The 16,771-nt window shown below is 51.5% G+C and carries 20 protein-coding genes; 9 read left to right on the forward strand and 11 right to left on the reverse strand.

Annotated features, from left to right (window positions below):
* Positions 1-561 precede the first annotated feature (561 nt).
* Positions 562-1,236 carry a hypothetical protein gene (locus AYI87_RS14280; RefSeq protein WP_144203226.1) on the forward strand — a complete coding sequence of 225 codons (675 nt, stop codon included), beginning with the start codon at positions 562-564 and terminating at the stop codon, positions 1,234-1,236.
* On the forward strand, positions 1,233-1,670 hold the full coding sequence (locus AYI87_RS14285; protein WP_144203228.1) for a hypothetical protein: 438 nt from the start codon (positions 1,233-1,235) through the stop codon (positions 1,668-1,670). Before AYI87_RS14280 ends, AYI87_RS14285 begins: the two co-directional genes overlap by 4 nt.
* 602 nt (positions 1,671-2,272) lie before the next feature.
* On the opposite strand, the gene ruvX is transcribed toward AYI87_RS14285, so the two are convergent.
* The 4 genes from ruvX to AYI87_RS14310 all read right to left on the reverse strand — a co-directional run bounded on the left by ruvX (position 2,273) and on the right by AYI87_RS14310 (position 4,437).
* Positions 2,273-2,692 carry a Holliday junction resolvase RuvX gene (gene ruvX / locus AYI87_RS14290; RefSeq protein ID WP_144203230.1) on the reverse strand — a complete coding sequence of 140 codons (420 nt, stop codon included), beginning with the start codon at positions 2,690-2,692 and terminating at the stop codon, positions 2,273-2,275.
* A 21-nt stretch (positions 2,693-2,713) separates the two neighbouring features.
* Positions 2,714-3,271, reverse strand: coding sequence for a YqgE/AlgH family protein (locus AYI87_RS14295; RefSeq protein WP_144203232.1), 558 nt, complete (start codon positions 3,269-3,271; stop codon positions 2,714-2,716).
* Positions 3,272-3,287: 16 nt separating this feature from the next.
* Complete coding sequence (gene yciH, locus AYI87_RS14300; protein WP_011864948.1) at positions 3,288-3,617, reverse strand: stress response translation initiation inhibitor YciH; 330 nt, start codon at positions 3,615-3,617, stop codon at positions 3,288-3,290.
* 505 nt (positions 3,618-4,122) lie between these two features.
* The gene (locus tag AYI87_RS14310) at positions 4,123-4,437 is read right to left on the reverse strand and encodes a hypothetical protein (RefSeq protein WP_144203234.1); all 315 of its coding nucleotides are present in this window, start codon (positions 4,435-4,437) and stop codon (positions 4,123-4,125) included.
* A gap of 173 nt (positions 4,438-4,610) precedes the next feature.
* On the opposite strand from AYI87_RS14310, the gene AYI87_RS14315 reads away from it, so the two are divergent.
* Entirely contained in the window at positions 4,611-5,174 is a 564-nt protein-coding gene (locus AYI87_RS14315) for a DUF4136 domain-containing protein (RefSeq protein ID WP_144203236.1), read from the forward strand.
* A 298-nt stretch (positions 5,175-5,472) separates the two neighbouring features.
* Positions 5,473-5,922 (forward strand): DUF924 family protein, encoded by a 450-nt coding sequence (locus tag AYI87_RS14320; RefSeq protein ID WP_144203238.1) that lies wholly within the window; start codon positions 5,473-5,475, stop codon positions 5,920-5,922.
* A 166-nt stretch (positions 5,923-6,088) separates the two neighbouring features.
* Here the strand turns inward: AYI87_RS14320 and AYI87_RS14325 are convergent, their stop codons facing one another.
* Entirely contained in the window at positions 6,089-6,964 is an 876-nt protein-coding gene (locus AYI87_RS14325) for a LysR family transcriptional regulator (RefSeq protein WP_144203240.1), read from the reverse strand.
* 85 nt (positions 6,965-7,049) lie between these two features.
* On the opposite strand from AYI87_RS14325, the gene AYI87_RS14330 reads away from it, so the two are divergent.
* The 3 genes from AYI87_RS14330 (at position 7,050) to AYI87_RS14340 (ending at position 9,251) form a co-directional block, all read left to right on the forward strand.
* On the forward strand, positions 7,050-7,472 hold the full coding sequence (locus tag AYI87_RS14330; RefSeq protein ID WP_144203242.1) for a PACE efflux transporter: 423 nt from the start codon (positions 7,050-7,052) through the stop codon (positions 7,470-7,472).
* Positions 7,473-7,686: 214 nt separating this feature from the next.
* Positions 7,687-8,397 carry an OmpA family protein gene (locus AYI87_RS14335; protein ID WP_144203244.1) on the forward strand — a complete coding sequence of 237 codons (711 nt, stop codon included), beginning with the start codon at positions 7,687-7,689 and terminating at the stop codon, positions 8,395-8,397.
* A gap of 29 nt (positions 8,398-8,426) precedes the next feature.
* Positions 8,427-9,251 (forward strand): mechanosensitive ion channel family protein, encoded by an 825-nt coding sequence (locus AYI87_RS14340; protein ID WP_144203246.1) that lies wholly within the window; start codon positions 8,427-8,429, stop codon positions 9,249-9,251.
* A gap of 121 nt (positions 9,252-9,372) precedes the next feature.
* Here AYI87_RS14340 and AYI87_RS14345 read toward each other — a convergent pair whose 3' ends face one another.
* Together AYI87_RS14345 and AYI87_RS14350 are read right to left on the reverse strand one after the other, a co-directional pair.
* Entirely contained in the window at positions 9,373-9,498 is a 126-nt protein-coding gene (locus AYI87_RS14345) for a hypothetical protein (RefSeq protein ID WP_409928976.1), read from the reverse strand.
* 5 nt (positions 9,499-9,503) lie between these two features.
* Positions 9,504-10,157 carry a trimeric intracellular cation channel family protein gene (locus AYI87_RS14350; RefSeq protein ID WP_011864956.1) on the reverse strand — a complete coding sequence of 218 codons (654 nt, stop codon included), beginning with the start codon at positions 10,155-10,157 and terminating at the stop codon, positions 9,504-9,506.
* 317 nt (positions 10,158-10,474) lie between these two features.
* On the opposite strand from AYI87_RS14350, the gene ltaE reads away from it, so the two are divergent.
* Complete coding sequence (gene ltaE / locus AYI87_RS14355; protein ID WP_144203248.1) at positions 10,475-11,482, forward strand: low-specificity L-threonine aldolase; 1,008 nt, start codon at positions 10,475-10,477, stop codon at positions 11,480-11,482.
* 137 nt (positions 11,483-11,619) lie between these two features.
* Here ltaE and AYI87_RS14360 read toward each other — a convergent pair whose 3' ends face one another.
* The 3 genes from AYI87_RS14360 to AYI87_RS14370 form a co-directional block, all read right to left on the reverse strand.
* Positions 11,620-12,453, reverse strand: a complete 834-nt coding sequence (locus AYI87_RS14360; RefSeq protein WP_144203250.1) for a hypothetical protein — start codon at positions 12,451-12,453, stop codon at positions 11,620-11,622.
* An 86-nt stretch (positions 12,454-12,539) separates the two neighbouring features.
* Positions 12,540-14,177 carry an alkaline phosphatase gene (locus tag AYI87_RS14365; RefSeq protein WP_144203252.1) on the reverse strand — a complete coding sequence of 546 codons (1,638 nt, stop codon included), beginning with the start codon at positions 14,175-14,177 and terminating at the stop codon, positions 12,540-12,542.
* A 14-nt stretch (positions 14,178-14,191) separates the two neighbouring features.
* Positions 14,192-15,688, reverse strand: a complete 1,497-nt coding sequence (locus tag AYI87_RS14370) for an alkaline phosphatase (protein ID WP_144203254.1) — start codon at positions 15,686-15,688, stop codon at positions 14,192-14,194.
* A 283-nt stretch (positions 15,689-15,971) separates the two neighbouring features.
* Between AYI87_RS14370 and AYI87_RS14375 the strand changes: the two genes are divergently transcribed.
* Entirely contained in the window at positions 15,972-16,340 is a 369-nt protein-coding gene (locus AYI87_RS14375) for an acyl-CoA thioesterase (RefSeq protein WP_011864961.1), read from the forward strand.
* Positions 16,341-16,458: 118 nt separating this feature from the next.
* On the opposite strand, the gene AYI87_RS14380 is transcribed toward AYI87_RS14375, so the two are convergent.
* On the reverse strand, positions 16,459-16,665 hold the full coding sequence (locus tag AYI87_RS14380) for a hypothetical protein (protein WP_144203256.1): 207 nt from the start codon (positions 16,663-16,665) through the stop codon (positions 16,459-16,461).
* Between the last annotated feature and the right edge of the window lie 106 nt (positions 16,666-16,771).

The raw sequence follows: 16,771 nt of genomic DNA on the forward strand, positions 1-16,771 counted from the left end.
CTTTCATAGTGGACACCTTTTGTTGATATTGAACGTGCAAATTCAATATGGCGCTTTTGACGCCGACTTCACAAGAGGTGTCCATCTCATCATCCGTGGAGGCTCGACGATGGCATCCCTGCCATCGACGTCCGCAGATGCATCTACACCGGGTTAATTATCTCTTCGATTTGACTTCATTTGTTGCTGATAGATGGGAAAGATTTAGCGCATCTTTGCTTATTTGAAGCAACTCATGACGAGTAGTTGAAACTGGACAGGTATACAGTCGTATTTAAATGATGTGACTTTTGGGTGATTTCAAGTCGAAATCTGTGCGTTTTTTTAATGAAATTAAAGATAAACTTTAAATTAATCAAGGTGTTAACCTTGATTCTGGCGCGGTGGTAGTTTTGGTATACGCGCATGCGCGTTTTTTGGGATGGCATATTTGATACTAATCTGATAAGTTCTTTTTAATATAGATACTTAGTGATGCTAGATCTTACTGATCTAATGCAGTAAACGCGAATGAGCACTAATAAATGTTATGCCTAAAACCTATTCAAAGATGGAGCGACGATGAAAACTAGGATTATCTCTTTACAATTTGCTTATTTTCTTAGAGATATAGTGAGTCGTCCAGATCTAGAGTTTTCCACGTTAAACTCTGAAATGCTTAACATATTTGATGCCATGCCTCAAATGATACCTGTTCCACGAGAACTTCCTGTCGAGCTTCCCGTTATGATCTTGAGTTCAGAAAGGAAGGAATATACCTGTAATATTTCAAGGTCAAGAATAGACTTTATTTTACAGCGTACCAATGATGAGAAGTCGAATATCGATTTACTAAAAGACTTCAACTCTAAAGTGGCTGGCCTGACAAAAGCAATAACATCAAAGCAAGAAGTAATCCGCTTTGGAATGGTTGCACGTTACTTTCATCAAGATAATACAGCTGTTAGAACTCTTAGAAATAAATTTTTCTCTGGTGCAGCAGATGGTGCGGAAGAATTAAGCTTACGATTTAATAAAATAAGTGAATCCTTCGGCTATAAAATTAATGATATACACGAAATAAATGCGGCAGAAGCAGTTACAGATGGAAGAGTCGAAAAAGGTATTTTTATCCAAAGAGACATTAATAACACGCCAATTCAAGGTAAGCATCTTGACTTCGAAACACTTTTGAAAATCTCACAAAAATACGCTCCTAGAATTTCTGAGAGTGAGATAGAGGCGTTGATAAAATGATTAATACATCAACTACGCCTCCGTATGCTAATACTAGTTCATCATCTACAGCTACGCCTGCGCAGAACTATATTCAACCACAAAGCCCCGCTTTACCAAGTGGTAGTAGTCACTCTTTTGATTTCAATAGTTGGGGCGTTTTATTAGTAAGTATGGCTTTAACAGGTGTTATTGGATATTTCTCATCCCTTATCTCGGTGAAAACCGATATTGCTGAAAATAAGAAAGAAATATCTGTCGCAGTCGAGAAAATAAAAAGCATTGAATCTGATGTCTCTGATGTTAAAAGCTCTGTGCTATCGGTAAATACTTTGGAGAGAAAGGTAGATGTTCTGGATGTAAAGTTACAACATCTGGAAAAGGCTATTGATAAACAATCAGAGTCGATTGCCGAAAATGCCAAAGGCATATCAAGCAAAGTCAGCAAAGGCTAATCGCGCTGCTGCTTAGGGTGTTGTCTCTACAGTGGTGAGTCTTAATATGATGATGGGACTGAGTCAAATACCTAAATCAGATTTGTTCTGGCTGAAACTTCCCATACCTTAAAATCGAAGAGATGGATAACTGGGTGTAGATACGCCGGTGAGCTTCCGAAACAGGGGCGCTCTTTGACATCCATGTCATTGCGGCATTCGTGAGTCCATTCACATCAGATGTTTCGGCAGAGCCTAAAGGGACTATTCTCCATAAACAAAGAGTCGGCGTCTCACAGGTGTATCTGCACAAAAAGCCTGCTGCCAAGCAATTCAAAACAGCTACGGTTAACGCTGCAATTAGCCTTGCTTAGGAACAAACTAAGGTTTGGTTGTGTACTTTCCGATACACAAAGAGGTCACTCTTACACATCCCTGTGTTCGCGACATTGGTGCATCCTTGCACCGCACCTGCTGCAAGCAATTCAAAACTGTAACGGTTGGCCATCAAATGACATCGAAACTGTCATGAAGGTACGGGCTACAACCAGAGAAAAACTCAGAGAGCGAGTTTCCGCGCAGCAAAAAGCGGCCTTGTTTGGCCGCCATCGAACGTTCAAATTTTAATAGAGATTCTCGAAATAACTCTCGATGATCAGTACCGCCGACATGGAGTCGACCTGGCCCTTCGACAGGGCCTTGTAGCCGCCCATCTCGAACAGCCTAGCCTTGGCGTCGGCAGTGGTGAGGCGTTCATCCTGGGTGGCGGTCTTGACGCCGAAGCGGCCGCTGATGCGGTTGGCGAACTTGCGGGCTCGCTGGGTCATCTCCTGCTCTGTGCCATCCATGTTGAGGGGCAGGCCGACGACGATGAGGTCGGGTTTCCATTCCTTGATGATCGCCTCTATCTCTTCCCATCTGGGGATGCCGTCGTTGGCCTTGAGGGAGGCGAGGGGGGTGGCGCTGCCGGTGATCTGCTGCCCGATGGCGACGCCTATGCTCTTGGTGCCAAAGTCGAAGCCCAAGACACTTGCTGAACTCATAGTGAATTTTATCCTTTACTGTTAGGCGTGACCGGCCTGGGAGGAGAGCTGCCAGATGTCGAAGCCCAATGATTCTGTGGCCTTCTGCCAGCGGCTCTCATGATCTGTGTTGAACATGAGGTCGGTATTGGCCGGGATGGAGAGCCAGGTGTTGTCGGCCAGCTCCTGTTCCAGCTGATGACGGCCCCAGCCAGCGTAGCCGAGGGCGACGATAAACTGCTCGGGCGCCTCTTTGCTGCCCAGGGAGGTGAGCACGTCTCTTGAGGTGGTGAGCATGAGATCGTCGCTGATCTGCTGGCTGTTGCTCCACTGTGGCTGCGGCGTATGCAGCACGAAGCCTTTCTCTTGCCCCACGGGGCCACCTACCAAGACTTTGCTGTTGATGCTCTCTATGGTGTGAAAATCATCCAGCTCCATCTGCCTGAGCAGCTCATTGACATCGACCCCTATGGGGCGGTTTATCATCAGCCCCATGGCGCCTTGTTCGTTGTGCTCACACAGGTAGATCACGCTGCGCTCGAAGAAGGTGTCCTTAAGCGAGGGCATGGCAATGAGTAAATGATTTTGCAAACTATCCATCTAGCGCTCCAATGGGTTAACCACCCGCCAGTTTCACCTGATAATTCAGTTTTTCCAGCAGTGTCTTCAGCTGCTCTCTGTTGTCTGTTTGGATCTCTATGTTGAACTCTTTTACCGTGCCGCCGCAGCCGCACTGTTTCTTCAGCTTCTGCGCCAGTGCCTTGAGCTCTTTCTCGTCCAGGCCAAGGCCCTTGATCACAGAGACGCCTTTACCTTTGCGGCCCTTGCTGTCTTTATGAATGCGCACTATGCCATCGCCTTCTGGGATGGCCTTGGTTTCCTTGGGTTGGTCGATTTTGCCGCCATCAGTGCTGTACACCAGGGCAATATTGGGATCGATTCTCATCATCTGTCACACACTTAACTAAGATACCCTGAGTCTATCAAATTGAAACTCCCTTGTGGGAGGAGTAATTCTTAGATACGAAAAAAAAGACCACCCAAGGGTGGTCATGGATAAGCATCGATACCAAATGCAGGGAGGTATCGGTACTAGGGTCTGTTTATCTTTCAGGTTTAATTTTTGTTCAATCTAAACGCGTTTTGCTCAAGGCGCGCGCTGTGGCGCATAGTATTCTATGCAAATAGCACGCAACACAGGGCAAGGCGAGTTTAGATGAACCCTTCGGGCAGCTTTTGTAGGCCATTTCAACGGCGTTATCGTCCGTTCATGTCACTCTGGTTTATAGGAACCACTACACAGGCCTCTGCCTGGTATAAATGCCCTACAAAATGCTGCAAAAACAAACAGGAAAGGTCAACAGACCCTAACATCCCAAGGCGCCGGGCGAGCTGGCGCAATCAGTGAGCAAAACTCTTTAAGCGAAAACCCTTTTAGCGAAACCTAGAGACTAGAGGTACTGCAGCGCCAACATCAGTAGCGACAGGCCTGTGTAGGCGGCGCAGGGGAGAATGAATCGGTGAAAACGGCTGATGGCCACACTGCAGGCGGTGAGGGCGAAGCCGATGGCGATGCTGGCATGACTCGAGCTATAGCCCTTCGCCATGGCGATCATCATGATGACCAAGGCCAGCAGGGGCAGGGTAAAGAGCACCCACTGGGAGGTCTTTACCTTGGGGCTCTCCGCCATGGGCGTGGCTAAAGATTTAGGGGCAAACATGAAGATGGCGCTGGCGATAACAAATGCTGTGATAAACCAAGTCATGGGACAGATCTCATATAACACTAATTGATAATAATTATCATTTAGGCTTTTGCTGAAGTCAAGCTGAACGAAACGCTATTTACAATAAAGAAGAGTTGTAGAACAGAGGTTTGCTATGTAAGCTTTAGGATAAATTCCTGTTTAAGTCATGCCTGAAACATGCTGGAGAGTCTATGAAAAAGGTGATTATCTTAGCCGCTGCACTTGCCCTGTCGGCCTGTAGCACACTGAAAACCAGCTCTGATTATGATCCCAAGGTTAACTTCGATGATGTGAAGAGCTATGCATGGGTGGTGAAGAAGACTGACGATACCACCTACAACTTAGATGGCTTGATGGATCAGCGTGTTCGCGAGGCGGTAGACCGTGAGCTGCAGATGAAGGGGATCAGCAAGGTCGAGGCGGACAACGCCGACGTGCTGGTGAACTACTTCACTAAGGTCGACAAGAAGATCAATGTCGATACCTTTAATACAAACTTCGGTTATGACCCTTACTACTATGGCCCGGGTTGGGGCTGGGGCGGTAGCGTTCACACCCAGACCACGGTACGTGAGTATGAGGTGGGCACCCTGGTGCTGGACATGATCAACAAAGAGACGGGTAAGCTTATCTGGCGCGGCTCTGTGGCCGATACCATTCGTGACAAGAGCACCCCAGAGGAGCGCGTCGAGGTGGTCAACAAGGCGGTAGCGGCCATGATGCTTAACTACCCACCACAGAAAGAGGCGAAATAGCCTCTCTATGAGCTAAGAGTTAAGATGAAAGCGGCCAACAGGCCGCTTTTTTAATCTCCTACTTTCTATCATTTCTCTCTACAGTCAGTCTCTGTAGTTTCTTGCCGGCATTTCGAGGCTAATGCTTCTAGCCTGAAAACTGTCCCATCACTAAGAAGTGTGACCCGGGTGGCGCGGCCAGGGGCGCATTTGCACCTTCCTTCGACCAAAGTCCTAGTTATTCCACCGCTGGCCTGGTGTTATGCTGCCTCGACCAGGATTTTTTAAACTCATGATTTAATCGTATCTAGGGGGCAGCGTGGAACAGTTTTTACAGCAGTGGTTTCACCACTATGAGAAGGGCGAAGGCGTCGAGGCCAAGGAGCTTAGCCAGGAGACCTTGAGTCATTGGCAGCAGCTGCTGGTGGGTGCCAAGTCGGGTGAGCTGGAGCACTGGCAGAAGAATCCGCCGGGGCGTCTGGCACTTATTCTTCTCATGGGACCGGTGGCGCATCTGTTGGAAGACGAGGCGGCCCTGGCGCTGCAACTCAAGGCGCGGGATCTCTGTGTCTCCGGTGTGGATCGCGGCTTCGATACTCAGCTTGAACCCCTGCAGCGTCGCTGCTTCTACGATCCTTTGTTCTATTCCAGCAAGAGTGAAGACAGGGCGCTGCTGATCCGCCTGTTAGAGGGGATGCAGTCTCAGCTGGCAATCCATGCCAGACCTGCCTGGAGCCACTGGTATCAGCAGGCCTCGCTCGCTAATTAGATTGCTACTCAAGAGTATCTGCCAATAGCTGGTTCATCGCTGGCGAGTCTTCCGGCTCGCCACGCCTATCTTTTAACTCGGCTCTCTTATCTCAGCTCTCCTATCTACTTTCTTCAACCTCGCTCTCCTACCTCAGCTGCACCGCGAATAGGTCGTCTTAGTCCGATTAGGCGATGGCGGCGCTTAAGATTTGACGGAACACCTGACTCACCTCCTGGTTGACGCTGCTGTGCTGGATCAGATCCACATTGGCAATCCAGCCCATCTGCTCCATATTCAGCGGAATCGGGCACAGCTGCCCCTGGGCCAGGGCGTCCTGTACTAGGTGCTCCGGCAGTAGTGTCCAGCCGAAGCCTGACTTGGCCAGATCTAGCAGGGCGTAGTAGCTGTCGGCCAGCCAGAGCTGAGGCGAGTGCTCCGCCTGAAAGCTCGATTGCTGCGTCTGCTTGCTGCCTATGGTGAGCTGACGGTGAAGCTTCAACTGGTCGAGGTTGTTGGTCTCCGCCTTGGCCAGCGGGTGATTAGGGCTGACCACAGGCTCAAACTTCACCGACCCCAAAGATTCGAAGTCTATCTGCTGGGGATAGATCTCTTCGCTAAAGATCACCCCCATGTCGACGTTCTGCTGCCTCACCTGCTCGATGATCTCCTTGCTGGGCAGCATGCGCAGCTCGAGCTGCATCAGGGGGTATTTGTCGGCAAACAGGTTGAGATGCTGGCTGAGCTCGGAGAAGGGGACCCCTTCATCGATCGCCAGACGAAACTGCTGCGGCAGACCGGCGTCCAGCGAGCTTATGAGGGATTGCAGCCTTAGGTGCTGGGCAATCACCGCCTTGGCCTGGGGCAGCAGGGTCTGACCGGCCGGGGTCAACACAGGATAGCGGCCGCTGCGGTCGAACAGCTGCTTGTCGCAATCTATTTCCATGTTGATGATCTGCTGGCTCACCGCAGATTGCACCTTGTTGAGGCGCCGGGCGGCCGCAGAGAAGGAACCGGTTTCCACAGTCGCCAGAAAGAGTTGTAGCTGCTCGAGTGTCGGCATATCGTAAAATGAGATGGTATCTAACTTTTATGTATCATAAATATGGATAAAAATGGTCGCAAGTTAAATTTGCGGAGCGACGACCATGTCTACTATAGAGAGAATTCTACATTCGGTGCTTTTTGAGATCTTTGCCCTGGCCTTAGTGGTGCCCATCGCCATCTGGTTCACCGGCCATGGTGTGGGTGAGATGGCCGCCGTCGGTATTGGTCTTAGCCTCTATACCGTCACCTGGAACTACTTCTATAACCTGGGATTCGACAACTATTTCGGTGAAGATCGTACCAAGCGCTCGCTTAAACTGCGGGTGGTGCATGCCCTGGGCTTCGAAGGTGGATTAGTCTTCGTGACCGTGCCTGTGGTGGCTTGGTTTCTGGGGATCACCATATGGCAATCTTTGATGCTGGAGGCGGTTTTCTTAGTGGTGTTTTTCTTCTATGCCATTATCTTTAACTGGCTTTTTGACTGGGCAAGATCTAAGTTTTATGGGCAGCGTGCGAAGGCTTAACTAGGGGAGTGCACGCGGCGGCTAGGTGATGGCCAAAATGAGAATTAATTTCACTAGATAGATATTCTTATATTGGAGATGCAGGCAGAAGGATATAAAATGTATCCCTGTCTGCATCTTTATATTTGATTGTTTTTCATGCGTTTTGAGATAGCTCTGCTTGAGATAGCTCTGCTTGAGTTAGTTGTTTGAGAGAGTGGCATGAGTGCTTTATATGACAGATATGAGTGACCCAAGGGTCTATGCCCGCAAAATGCCGGTTAGAAGCAGTTCGTTTGCCACTAAGCTGAGCCTAGGCTTAATTTGTGTTGTCTGCGGCCTCTGCATCAGTGGTGCCGCGCTGGCTCTTGGCTGGGTCGATAGCGATTTAGATGGCGTGCCAGACAGTAAAGATGCCTGCCCGCACTCTCGCCCCAATGCCGTGGTCGATGCCAAGGGCTGCGAGATAAGGCGAGATGAAATAGCTTGCATCGCGCCCGAGGGAGAGCTGCTGAGCTTTTGTGAACCGGCCGCTCAGACAGCCCAAAATGGGCAAGCCAGACAGAATAAGCAAGACGAGCAGGTTAAGAGGCCGATAGGCGAGTCCAATGTCGTGCGCGTCTACTTTGCCTTCGCCAGTGCCGAGGTGAGTATCGACCAGTGGCCGCAGCTGGCCAAAGTGCGCGACTTTCTTAGCGCGAGTGATGCAAATGCAAGGCTCACCCTGGTCGGGCACACGGATAATATAGGCAGCGAGGCGGTGAATCTTAGTTTGTCACGCCAGCGCGCAGAGCGGGTGAAACAGATTTTTGTACAAGATTACGGTGTTAAGGCGGAGCGACTGTCGATAGTCGCCAAAGGCGCCAGTCAGCCCGTGACCGATAACTTGGGTCCAGGCGAGCGGGCATTGAATCGTAGAGTCGAGTTTATGGTTGAGGCCAGGTAATACTGGTCCATTTTATTAGGGAGCGTTACATGGAAAATTTGGATAAATATATCGAGCAAGCGCCTGAGCTGATCGTGACCTATGGTCTGCAGGTGGTCTTCGCCATTATCATCTTTATTATTGGTAAGTACCTGGCTAATGTGGCTAAGAAGCTTACTACTAAGTTGATGAATAAGCGTAAGATCGACAAGACTGTGGTCTCTTTCGTAGCTAACATGGCCTGGGCTTTGGTGTTTGTCTTCACAGTGATCGCCACGCTTGGGCAGATCGGTGTTCAGACGGCTTCTCTGGTTGCCGTTATCGGTGCCGCCGGTTTGGCTGTTGGTCTGGCGCTGCAGGGCTCGCTGTCTAATTTCGCCTCTGGCGTGCTTATGGTGCTCTTCCGTCCTTGCCGCGTAGGCGACTACATCGAGGCGGCAGGTATCGCGGGTACGGTCGATGAGATCACCATCTTCTCGACTAAGCTGCGCACCCCAGATAACAAGGTGATTGTGGCGCCTAACTCATCAATCATGAACGGCACCATCACCAACTACTCAGCCATGGAAACCCGTCGTATCGACTTGGTTATCGGCGTGTCTTACGATGCCGACCTTAAGCAGACCAAGGAAGTACTTAAGCAGGTATTGGACAACAACGCCTACATTCTGAAAGATCCTGCCTACACAGTGGCACTGACCGAACTGGCGGATTCTTCAGTTAACTTCGTGGTACGTCCTTGGGTTAAGGGTAGCGACTACTGGCCGGCCCGTTTCGAGATCCTAGAGCAGATCAAGCTGGCGCTGGACGAGAACAATATCGGTATTCCATATCCACAGATGGATATCTATGTCAAAGAGACGCCAGCGGCTTAAGCCTTGGCTCGATTGACAGTAAAAAGGTCGGCATTTGCCGACCTTTTTTTGTGCCTGAAATCAGGGCTGAGCGCCAACTTTCTTAGTGGGCCTGGCTGTCCTGGTTGCCGTGATCGCCATGTTAATAGTCGAACTTGGGCATGCCCCAGTGGTAGCGAATGGCCAGCATGCGGAAGCTAAAGCCGACACTCAGGCTGATGGCCAGGTTGACCCACTCGGTCACCTTGAATTCAGGGCTGAGCGCCAACTTTCTTAGTGGGCCTGACTGTCCTGGTTGCCGTGATCGCCATGCTGATAGTCGAACTTGGGCATGCCCCAGTGGTAGCGAATGGCCAGCATGCGGAAGCTAAAGCCAACACTCAGGCTGATGGCCAGGTTGATCCATTCGGTCACCTCAAAGCTGCGAAGCAGCATGTAGAGGCTAGCGGTGGTCAGCGAGACCAGGGCGTAGAGTTCCTTCTTGAAGATCAACGGCACCTGATTACAGAGGATGTCGCGGATCACCCCGCCGAAGACGCCGGTGACCACCCCCATGACGATAGCCAGTGTCGGGCTAAAGCCCAGCAGCAGGGTCTTCTGGGCGCCGACAATGGAAAATACCGCCAGGCCCAAAGCGTCTATGGCCAGAAACAGTTTGGAGAGATAGCGCATCACGGGCGAGATGATAACCGTCAGCAGCGAGGCAAAGGCGATGGCCAGCAGGTAGTGGATATTCTCTACCCAGATGAGGGGATAATTGCCCAGGAGGATGTCGCGTAGGGTACCGCCGCCGATGGCGGTGGCACAGCCTATGATGACCACGCCAAACAGATCCATCTGTTTTCTGCCGGCGCATAGCGCACCTGTCATGGCCTCGGCCAGTATGCCGATGAGCCAGAGGAGGGTGATAAATTCAGCTTCTTGCATTGTCGATTCAGTCGGGAAAAAAGAGTGCGCATATTGCCAGTCTCTCACGGGAAATGACAGCGAGATTTTTTGAAAAATTCGGATTAGATTTTTTAATTCTATCTTTTGGGAAATCTTGGCTTGTTAGTAGTTTGTTTCCTTAATAATCGCTAATTGGGGTTTTCATCCTATTAGTTTATTCAGGTTAAAGCTAAGAGTAGGTGACGCCTGATGATAATTTTCTCAGCTGGCGTTAGGGCAGGCTCTAGCGAGGGCGGGCGGTGAGGAGTACTATTTGCGCTCGGTGTATCATTTTTAAGATGAGTAGGATGGGGAAGATGATTGATTTTCGCAGTGACACAGTAACTCAGCCCACGGCGGCGATGCGCCGTGCCATGGCAGATGCCCAGGTTGGCGACGATGTGTATGGAGACGATCCCAGTGTTAACCGATTGGAGGCGATGGCGGCCGAGCGTTTTGGTTTCGACAGTGCCTTGTTTACCTCCTCGGGCACCCAGGCCAACCTGCTGGCGCTGATGTCTCACTGTGATCGTGGCGATGAGTATCTCTGTGGTCAGCAGGCCCACAACTATAAGTTCGAAGGTGGCGGAGCGGCTGTACTGGGCAGCATTCAACCTCAGCCCCTCACCAATCAGCCTGATGGCAGCATCTTGCTGTCTGATATTGAGGCGGCCATCAAACCGGATGATTTCCATTTTGCCCGCACTCGTCTTCTGAGTCTGGAAAACACCATAGGCGGCAAGGTGCTGCCTCAGTCCTATCTGGCCGAGGCTCAGGCGCTGGCCTTCAACAAACGGCTCAAAATCCACTTAGATGGCGCCCGCATCGCTAACGCGGCTGTGGCCCAGAACCTGGATATCGCCGAAATTACCCAGTATTTCGACTCCGTCTCTATCTGTCTCTCTAAGGGACTGTGCGCCCCCGTGGGCTCGTTGCTGCTTGGTGATGAGCGGCTGATCAACAAGGCCCGCCGCTGGCGTAAGATGCTAGGTGGCGGCATGCGTCAGGCGGGGATTTTGGCGGTCGCCGGTGAAATCGCCCTGAACGAGCAGGTATCTCGCCTGGCTGTGGATCATGAAAACGCCCGCTATCTGGCCGAGCAGTTAAGCTGTCTGGATGAGTTCGAGGTGGATCTCGCTGAGGTGCAGACCAACATGCTGTTTGCCCGGGTGGCAGAAGGTGTCGCCATCGACAAGCTGGCCGCGTCACTGAAGGCATCTGGTATCCTCATCAGCCCGGGCAAGACGCTGCGGCTGGTCACTCACGCCGATATCTGCCGTGAAGATATCGATCTCTTTATCGATAAGCTCAAGTCGCTGCTCTAAGGCTAGCGGTGCGCAGCTAAGCGCTAAGCCAGAAGCTATTAAGCAAAAAGCCATCCTCAGGATGGCTTTTTTACTTTTACACTATTTCAAGAAAACGCTCTTAAAGGAAAAGTTAGCTCTCTAAGTGCTTGGCATCACTAGTGATGATGGTCGTTGCCGCCCTCGAGCTGTTTGCCGTCTGCCGAGTAGAAGCCTGAGCTACCGTGTTGAATGAAGCCCTGGGTGATCATCTTGGCGATGAAAGGGTCAGACTCGCTGTCGCCCACATCGGCAAAGTCGAGATCTTGGTAACCCGAGATCAGCAGGTCGAAGCCTTGCTTGTTGATAGGGGTCAGTTTAGTGAGTTGATAGTGAAGCTGCTGCTTGCCCTGGGTAATGGTCAGGCTGGCGGGTAGCTGGAGTTCGTTTATCCAGTCAAGTTCCAGAGACTGCTGCTTGCCTTGGGGTTGTGCTTTGCCCTTATGGGAGTCGCTGTTGTGAGTGTAGCTTTGCTGGGTAAAGCAGGCATCCTGATGTTGCTCGCCCTTATCGAATTGGCTCAAGGCGGCGGGGGCGATCAGATGAAACTGCTTGTCGATATCCGTATGAATATTAAGGGCCAGCAGATCGCTGCGGCGATAGCTGATAGAGCGTTTCTGCTCGGGGAAGTAGCGTACATACTCGCCATTCTTCTGCCAGGCCTCATAGCTTACCGGGCCGCGCTGATAGATGATGGTGTCGTCGAAGCGGGTCAGGATCAGCTGGTGGGCTTGCGCCTTATCATCATTTCCAGCGGTTATCTGATAGCTGGCTTGAAAGCGTGTTGGCTGAGCGGCGCTGTCGCAGATCAGCGTACTGGCGGCATGCTGATGCCCCTGGCTGTCTGACTGAGCGTGAGCCATGGCTAGTTTTCCAACGAGCAGGTTGCCCATTAGCAGGCTGCCGGTGACGCCTAAGAAGAGTGAGACTGACTTGAATGTTGAGCGAGACATAATAGACCTACTGATATTTCTCTATTAACCAAATAAGCAGCCTGACAGCCTAGTTTCATAGGCGTCAGGCTGCGAGTCGCTGCGCCTTATTGCGCCGCGGCGGCTTCTGCCTTCTTGACCAGGTCACCGGCATAGTTCATCACATGGAAGATGTGATTCTGCTCTACGGTACCCTCAACCAGGCTTGCACCTGGGCCACGAGCGAAGATGGCCACATCTTCACCGGCATGGGTTTCGCTTTCCAGCGGTACCAGGGCTTCCTGGTGGAAACCGGCACTCTGGGTGTCGATGTAGTTCAGATCCACACGACCAGGCTCGGCGGCGTAGTTGTAACGCTCGTCGCCACCAGTTTCCAGTGAGCCAAAGCCCAGACCGTTGGCATAGCCGACAGTGGTGTATGGCATGCCGTTGGCATCGGTAGAGTTAGTCACAGACGGTTGACCGTTTGAGTCGTTGCTCTTAACCAGACCCAGGATAGGGTTACCACGGGTTGGATAACCTGCGATGGTGAACACGTGGCTGTGGTCGGCGGTCACCATCAACAGGGTGTCGTTAGCCGAGGTCTTCTCCATGGCAACACGTACTGCCTCAGACAGGGCGATGGTGTCGTGCAGGGCACGGGCCGCGTTACCGGCATGGTGAGCATGGTCGATACGACCGGCTTCGACGATCAGCACGAAGCCTTTGTCGTTCTTGCTCAGAATGTCGATACTCTTAGCCGTCATCTCGGCCAGTGAAGGCTCGCCTTTGACGCCATCTTCGACTCTGTCATAGTCATATTCCATGTGAGACGAGTTGAACAGACCCAGGGCGTGCTCTGTGGTGCTTGTGTCCATGGCCAGGAAGCTGTCACGGTCGGTCACATAGGCGGCGTTAGGGTACTGCGCCATCCACTCGGCGGTCAGGTCGCGACCATCGTTACGCTTACCCGTCTTGCCTTCTGGATCGACAGTGGTGTTAGGGATGAAGGCGCGTCGACCACCACCCATAACCACGTTGATCCCCTTGCCGTCGTTGAAGTCCAGCATCTGGGCGGCAATATCTTTACAGCCATTGGTAACGGCTTCGGCCGGCAGGTTGCTGTCAGCTTCCCAGTTACGCTCTGGCACATGGGCATAGGTCGCCGCAGGGGTAGCGTGAGTGATACGGGCGGTAGAGACCACACCGGTAGACATGCCCGCCATGGCGGCCAGCTCAAGTGAGGTGACCAGGTCTTGGCCCGAGGTCGATGAACAGACACCGCGCTCGACGCCTTCAGCCTGAGAGATCACACCTACGTCTGTCTTCACACCTGTGACCATGGCGGTCATGGTGCCGGCAGAGTCAGGCGTTTGGCCATCGACGTTATAGGTCTTAGCCAGGCCTAGGTGAGGCAGGGTTTCGAAAGAGAGTGAGTTCTCTTCACCTGTCTGACCTTTTAGCTGACCGTCGAGGATGCGCGCCGCCGTCACGGTAGACACGCCCATGCCGTCGCCCACAAACAGAATGATATTCTTGGCGGCGCCCGTTTCGTTGTTCTTGCTCATGCCCGACGCCTTAGTGACGCGGTTTTGGCCATCGATATACCACTGGTTAACGCCGGTCCAGTCTTTGCCGTTAGTGCCATTGCTACCGTCGGTACCTGGCGTACCTGCGGTGCCATCTTTACCGTTATCACCGTCGCTTCCACAAGCCGCTAGGCCTAGAATGGCTGCTAGAGACAGTACTAGTAGTTTCTTATTCATTTTGTTGCTCCCAATTAATACTTAGTACCGCCAAGCGCTTGGGCTTGGTTGATGATGTGGAAAATGACGTTCTGTTCCATCACGCCCTGTACCAGGTTTGAGCCTGGGCCAGTGGCGTGCAGGCTGATATCTTCACCGGCATGTGTCTCGCTACCCATAGGGATAAGTGACTGCTGCATAAAGTCTTTGTCTTGCGTATCGACTGAAGATAGGTCGTCACGATTACCCACAACGGCGCCAGGACCATTGGTGTAACCTAGGGTGGTATATGGCTTGCCATCCAGGGCGGTTGAAACAGTGCCGTCTACGCCATGTACCAGGCCAAGGATAGGGTTACCGCGCTTTGGATAACCCGCGATGGTGAACACGTGGCTGTGGTCGGCGGTAACCAGGATCAGTGTCTCATCCGGGTCGGTGTTTTCTACCGCGGCCTTAACGGCGTTAGAGAGTTCGACGGCGTCAGCCAGGGCGCGTTTGGCGTTGCCCGCGTGGTGACCATGGTCGATACGACCCGATTCGACGATCAGCAGGTAGCCGTTGTCGTTCTTTTTCAATATCTCGATAGACTTTTCAGTCATCTCGGTCAGTGAAGGCTCGCCACCTACATCGTCGGCGCGATCGGCTTCATATTCCATGTGAGACGAGTTGAACAGGCCCAGCAGGTGGTCTGTGTTGGCAACATCGATGGCGTCGAACTCTTCGCTGTTCCACACATAGGCGGCGTTATCGAAGTTCTCAACCCAAGCCTTGGTCAGATCCATGCCATCCTTACGCTGACCCTTCTTGTTTTCACCGTCGGTAACAGTGTTAGGGATGAAGGCGCGGCGACCGCCACCCAGGGCGACTGTCAGGGCATTGTCTTTATCGCGCATTACCATCTGGTAGGCGATATCCTTACACTCGTTAGCCACGGCCTCGGCAGGCAGGTTGGCGTCTGATTCCCAGTTGCGTTCAGGGCTGTTGGCATAGGTAGCCGCTGGTGTGGCGTGGGTGATACGGGCGGTAGAAACTACACCGGTAGACAGGCCCTTAGCGTTGGCCAGGTCAACCAGGGTGACCAGCTCGTTGCCTTTAGATGACAGGCAGTTGCCGCGCAGTGACTGGTCTGAAACAGAGATAACCCCCGCCTTAGACTTAACACCCGTGGCGATGGCTGTCATGGTGCCGGCACTGTCAGGAGTCTGTTGGTTGGTGTTGTAGGTTTTGATCAGGGCGGTATGGTCGAACTTCTCGAAGCTTAGGAAGTTCTCTTCACCGCCTTGGTTACCGGCCATCTGTTGGCCTTGGTAGATACGCGCGGCGGTCAGGGTAGAGATCCCCATACCATCGCCCACAAATAGAATGACGTTTTTGGCCTTTGCTTTGGTTTCTAGTGTGGCCTTGTCTGACACCCGCTCGGCACTTTCCTTATACCAATGGCTGTCTGTCTGAACACTGGGTAACACGGCGCTGTTGGCGGCCATGGTTACTAGGCTGCAAGAGATCAACGCAGCTAATCTTTTTATCATCATCACTTTCATCATCCGTATTGGGTTGAAGTAAATTGTTCGCTATTTGAGATAAAGCGGCCTGATTGTCAGGTATCCAGATGACAGAATTGATGAATTAAGATTGCAGTTATATGAAGCTAAGATGTCTAAACCCTTTTTATGCCTGAGTTAACTTGGTGCAAAGGGCACTAAAACAGTGAGATAAGTGCCGAAGGTGTAAATTTAACCTATTGTTTTTATTTGCGTTTAATTCTTGGTCTGTTTCTTGTAACGCTTTCGTCTGAGTCTATCAGGGAGAGCCCAAATGAAATATTACAGTCGACGCTTTATTAAACCCGAACATTTAAATCCGGCTAATGCATTGTTCGGCGGACAGTTATTAAGCTGGATAGATGAGGAGGCGGCCATCTTCGCGGCTTGTCAGATGAATAGCCAGAGCATAGTCACCAAGATCATCTCAGAGATCAACTTTATGACGCCGGCGCGCCAGGGGGATGTGATTGAGTTCGGCTTAGCGCTCATCAGCGCCGGGGTCAGCTCCATCACCGTTTGCTGCGAGGTGCGTAACAAGGCGACTCGGTTGCCTGTGGTGACAATAGATAAGATGATCTTCGTTAACGTGGATGAGAACGGCCTGCCCAAGCCTCATGGTATGCGGGCTAATGCTGCCTAATAGAGCTACTTAGTTGCTGCTTAATAGAGTCTAAAGCTGAGTTAGAAATAGCCAATAAAAAAGAGGGCAGACATGCCCTCTTTATCTTTAACTTAAAGCCACTAAGGCCTAAGCCGATTTAATTTTCTTTGCTCAGGTCTTCTTTGACCGATTTGACCGCATCGCGCGAGGCATGACCTATCGCCTTGGTGGTGTCACGGGTGGCGTGACCGATATCTGTGGTCACTTCTTTGGTGGTGTGACCTATTGAGCGACCAGCATGCTTAAGGTCGGCGCAGGCGCTGAGGGCGCCAAGGATCATAACTGCGCTAATAATTTTTTTCATAATGATCTCAAATTGACGAAAGTTGTCACATTTTAACCTGTTAGCCCATCGAGCGAAAGCCTCCCCAAAAGGGAGGCTAGTAATAAGCAGGCCTAGGCATTCGAAT

The organism is Shewanella sp. KCT, from assembly GCF_007636505.1.
In the GTDB taxonomy this organism is placed as follows: Bacteria; Pseudomonadota; Gammaproteobacteria; order Enterobacterales; family Shewanellaceae; genus Shewanella; species Shewanella halotolerans.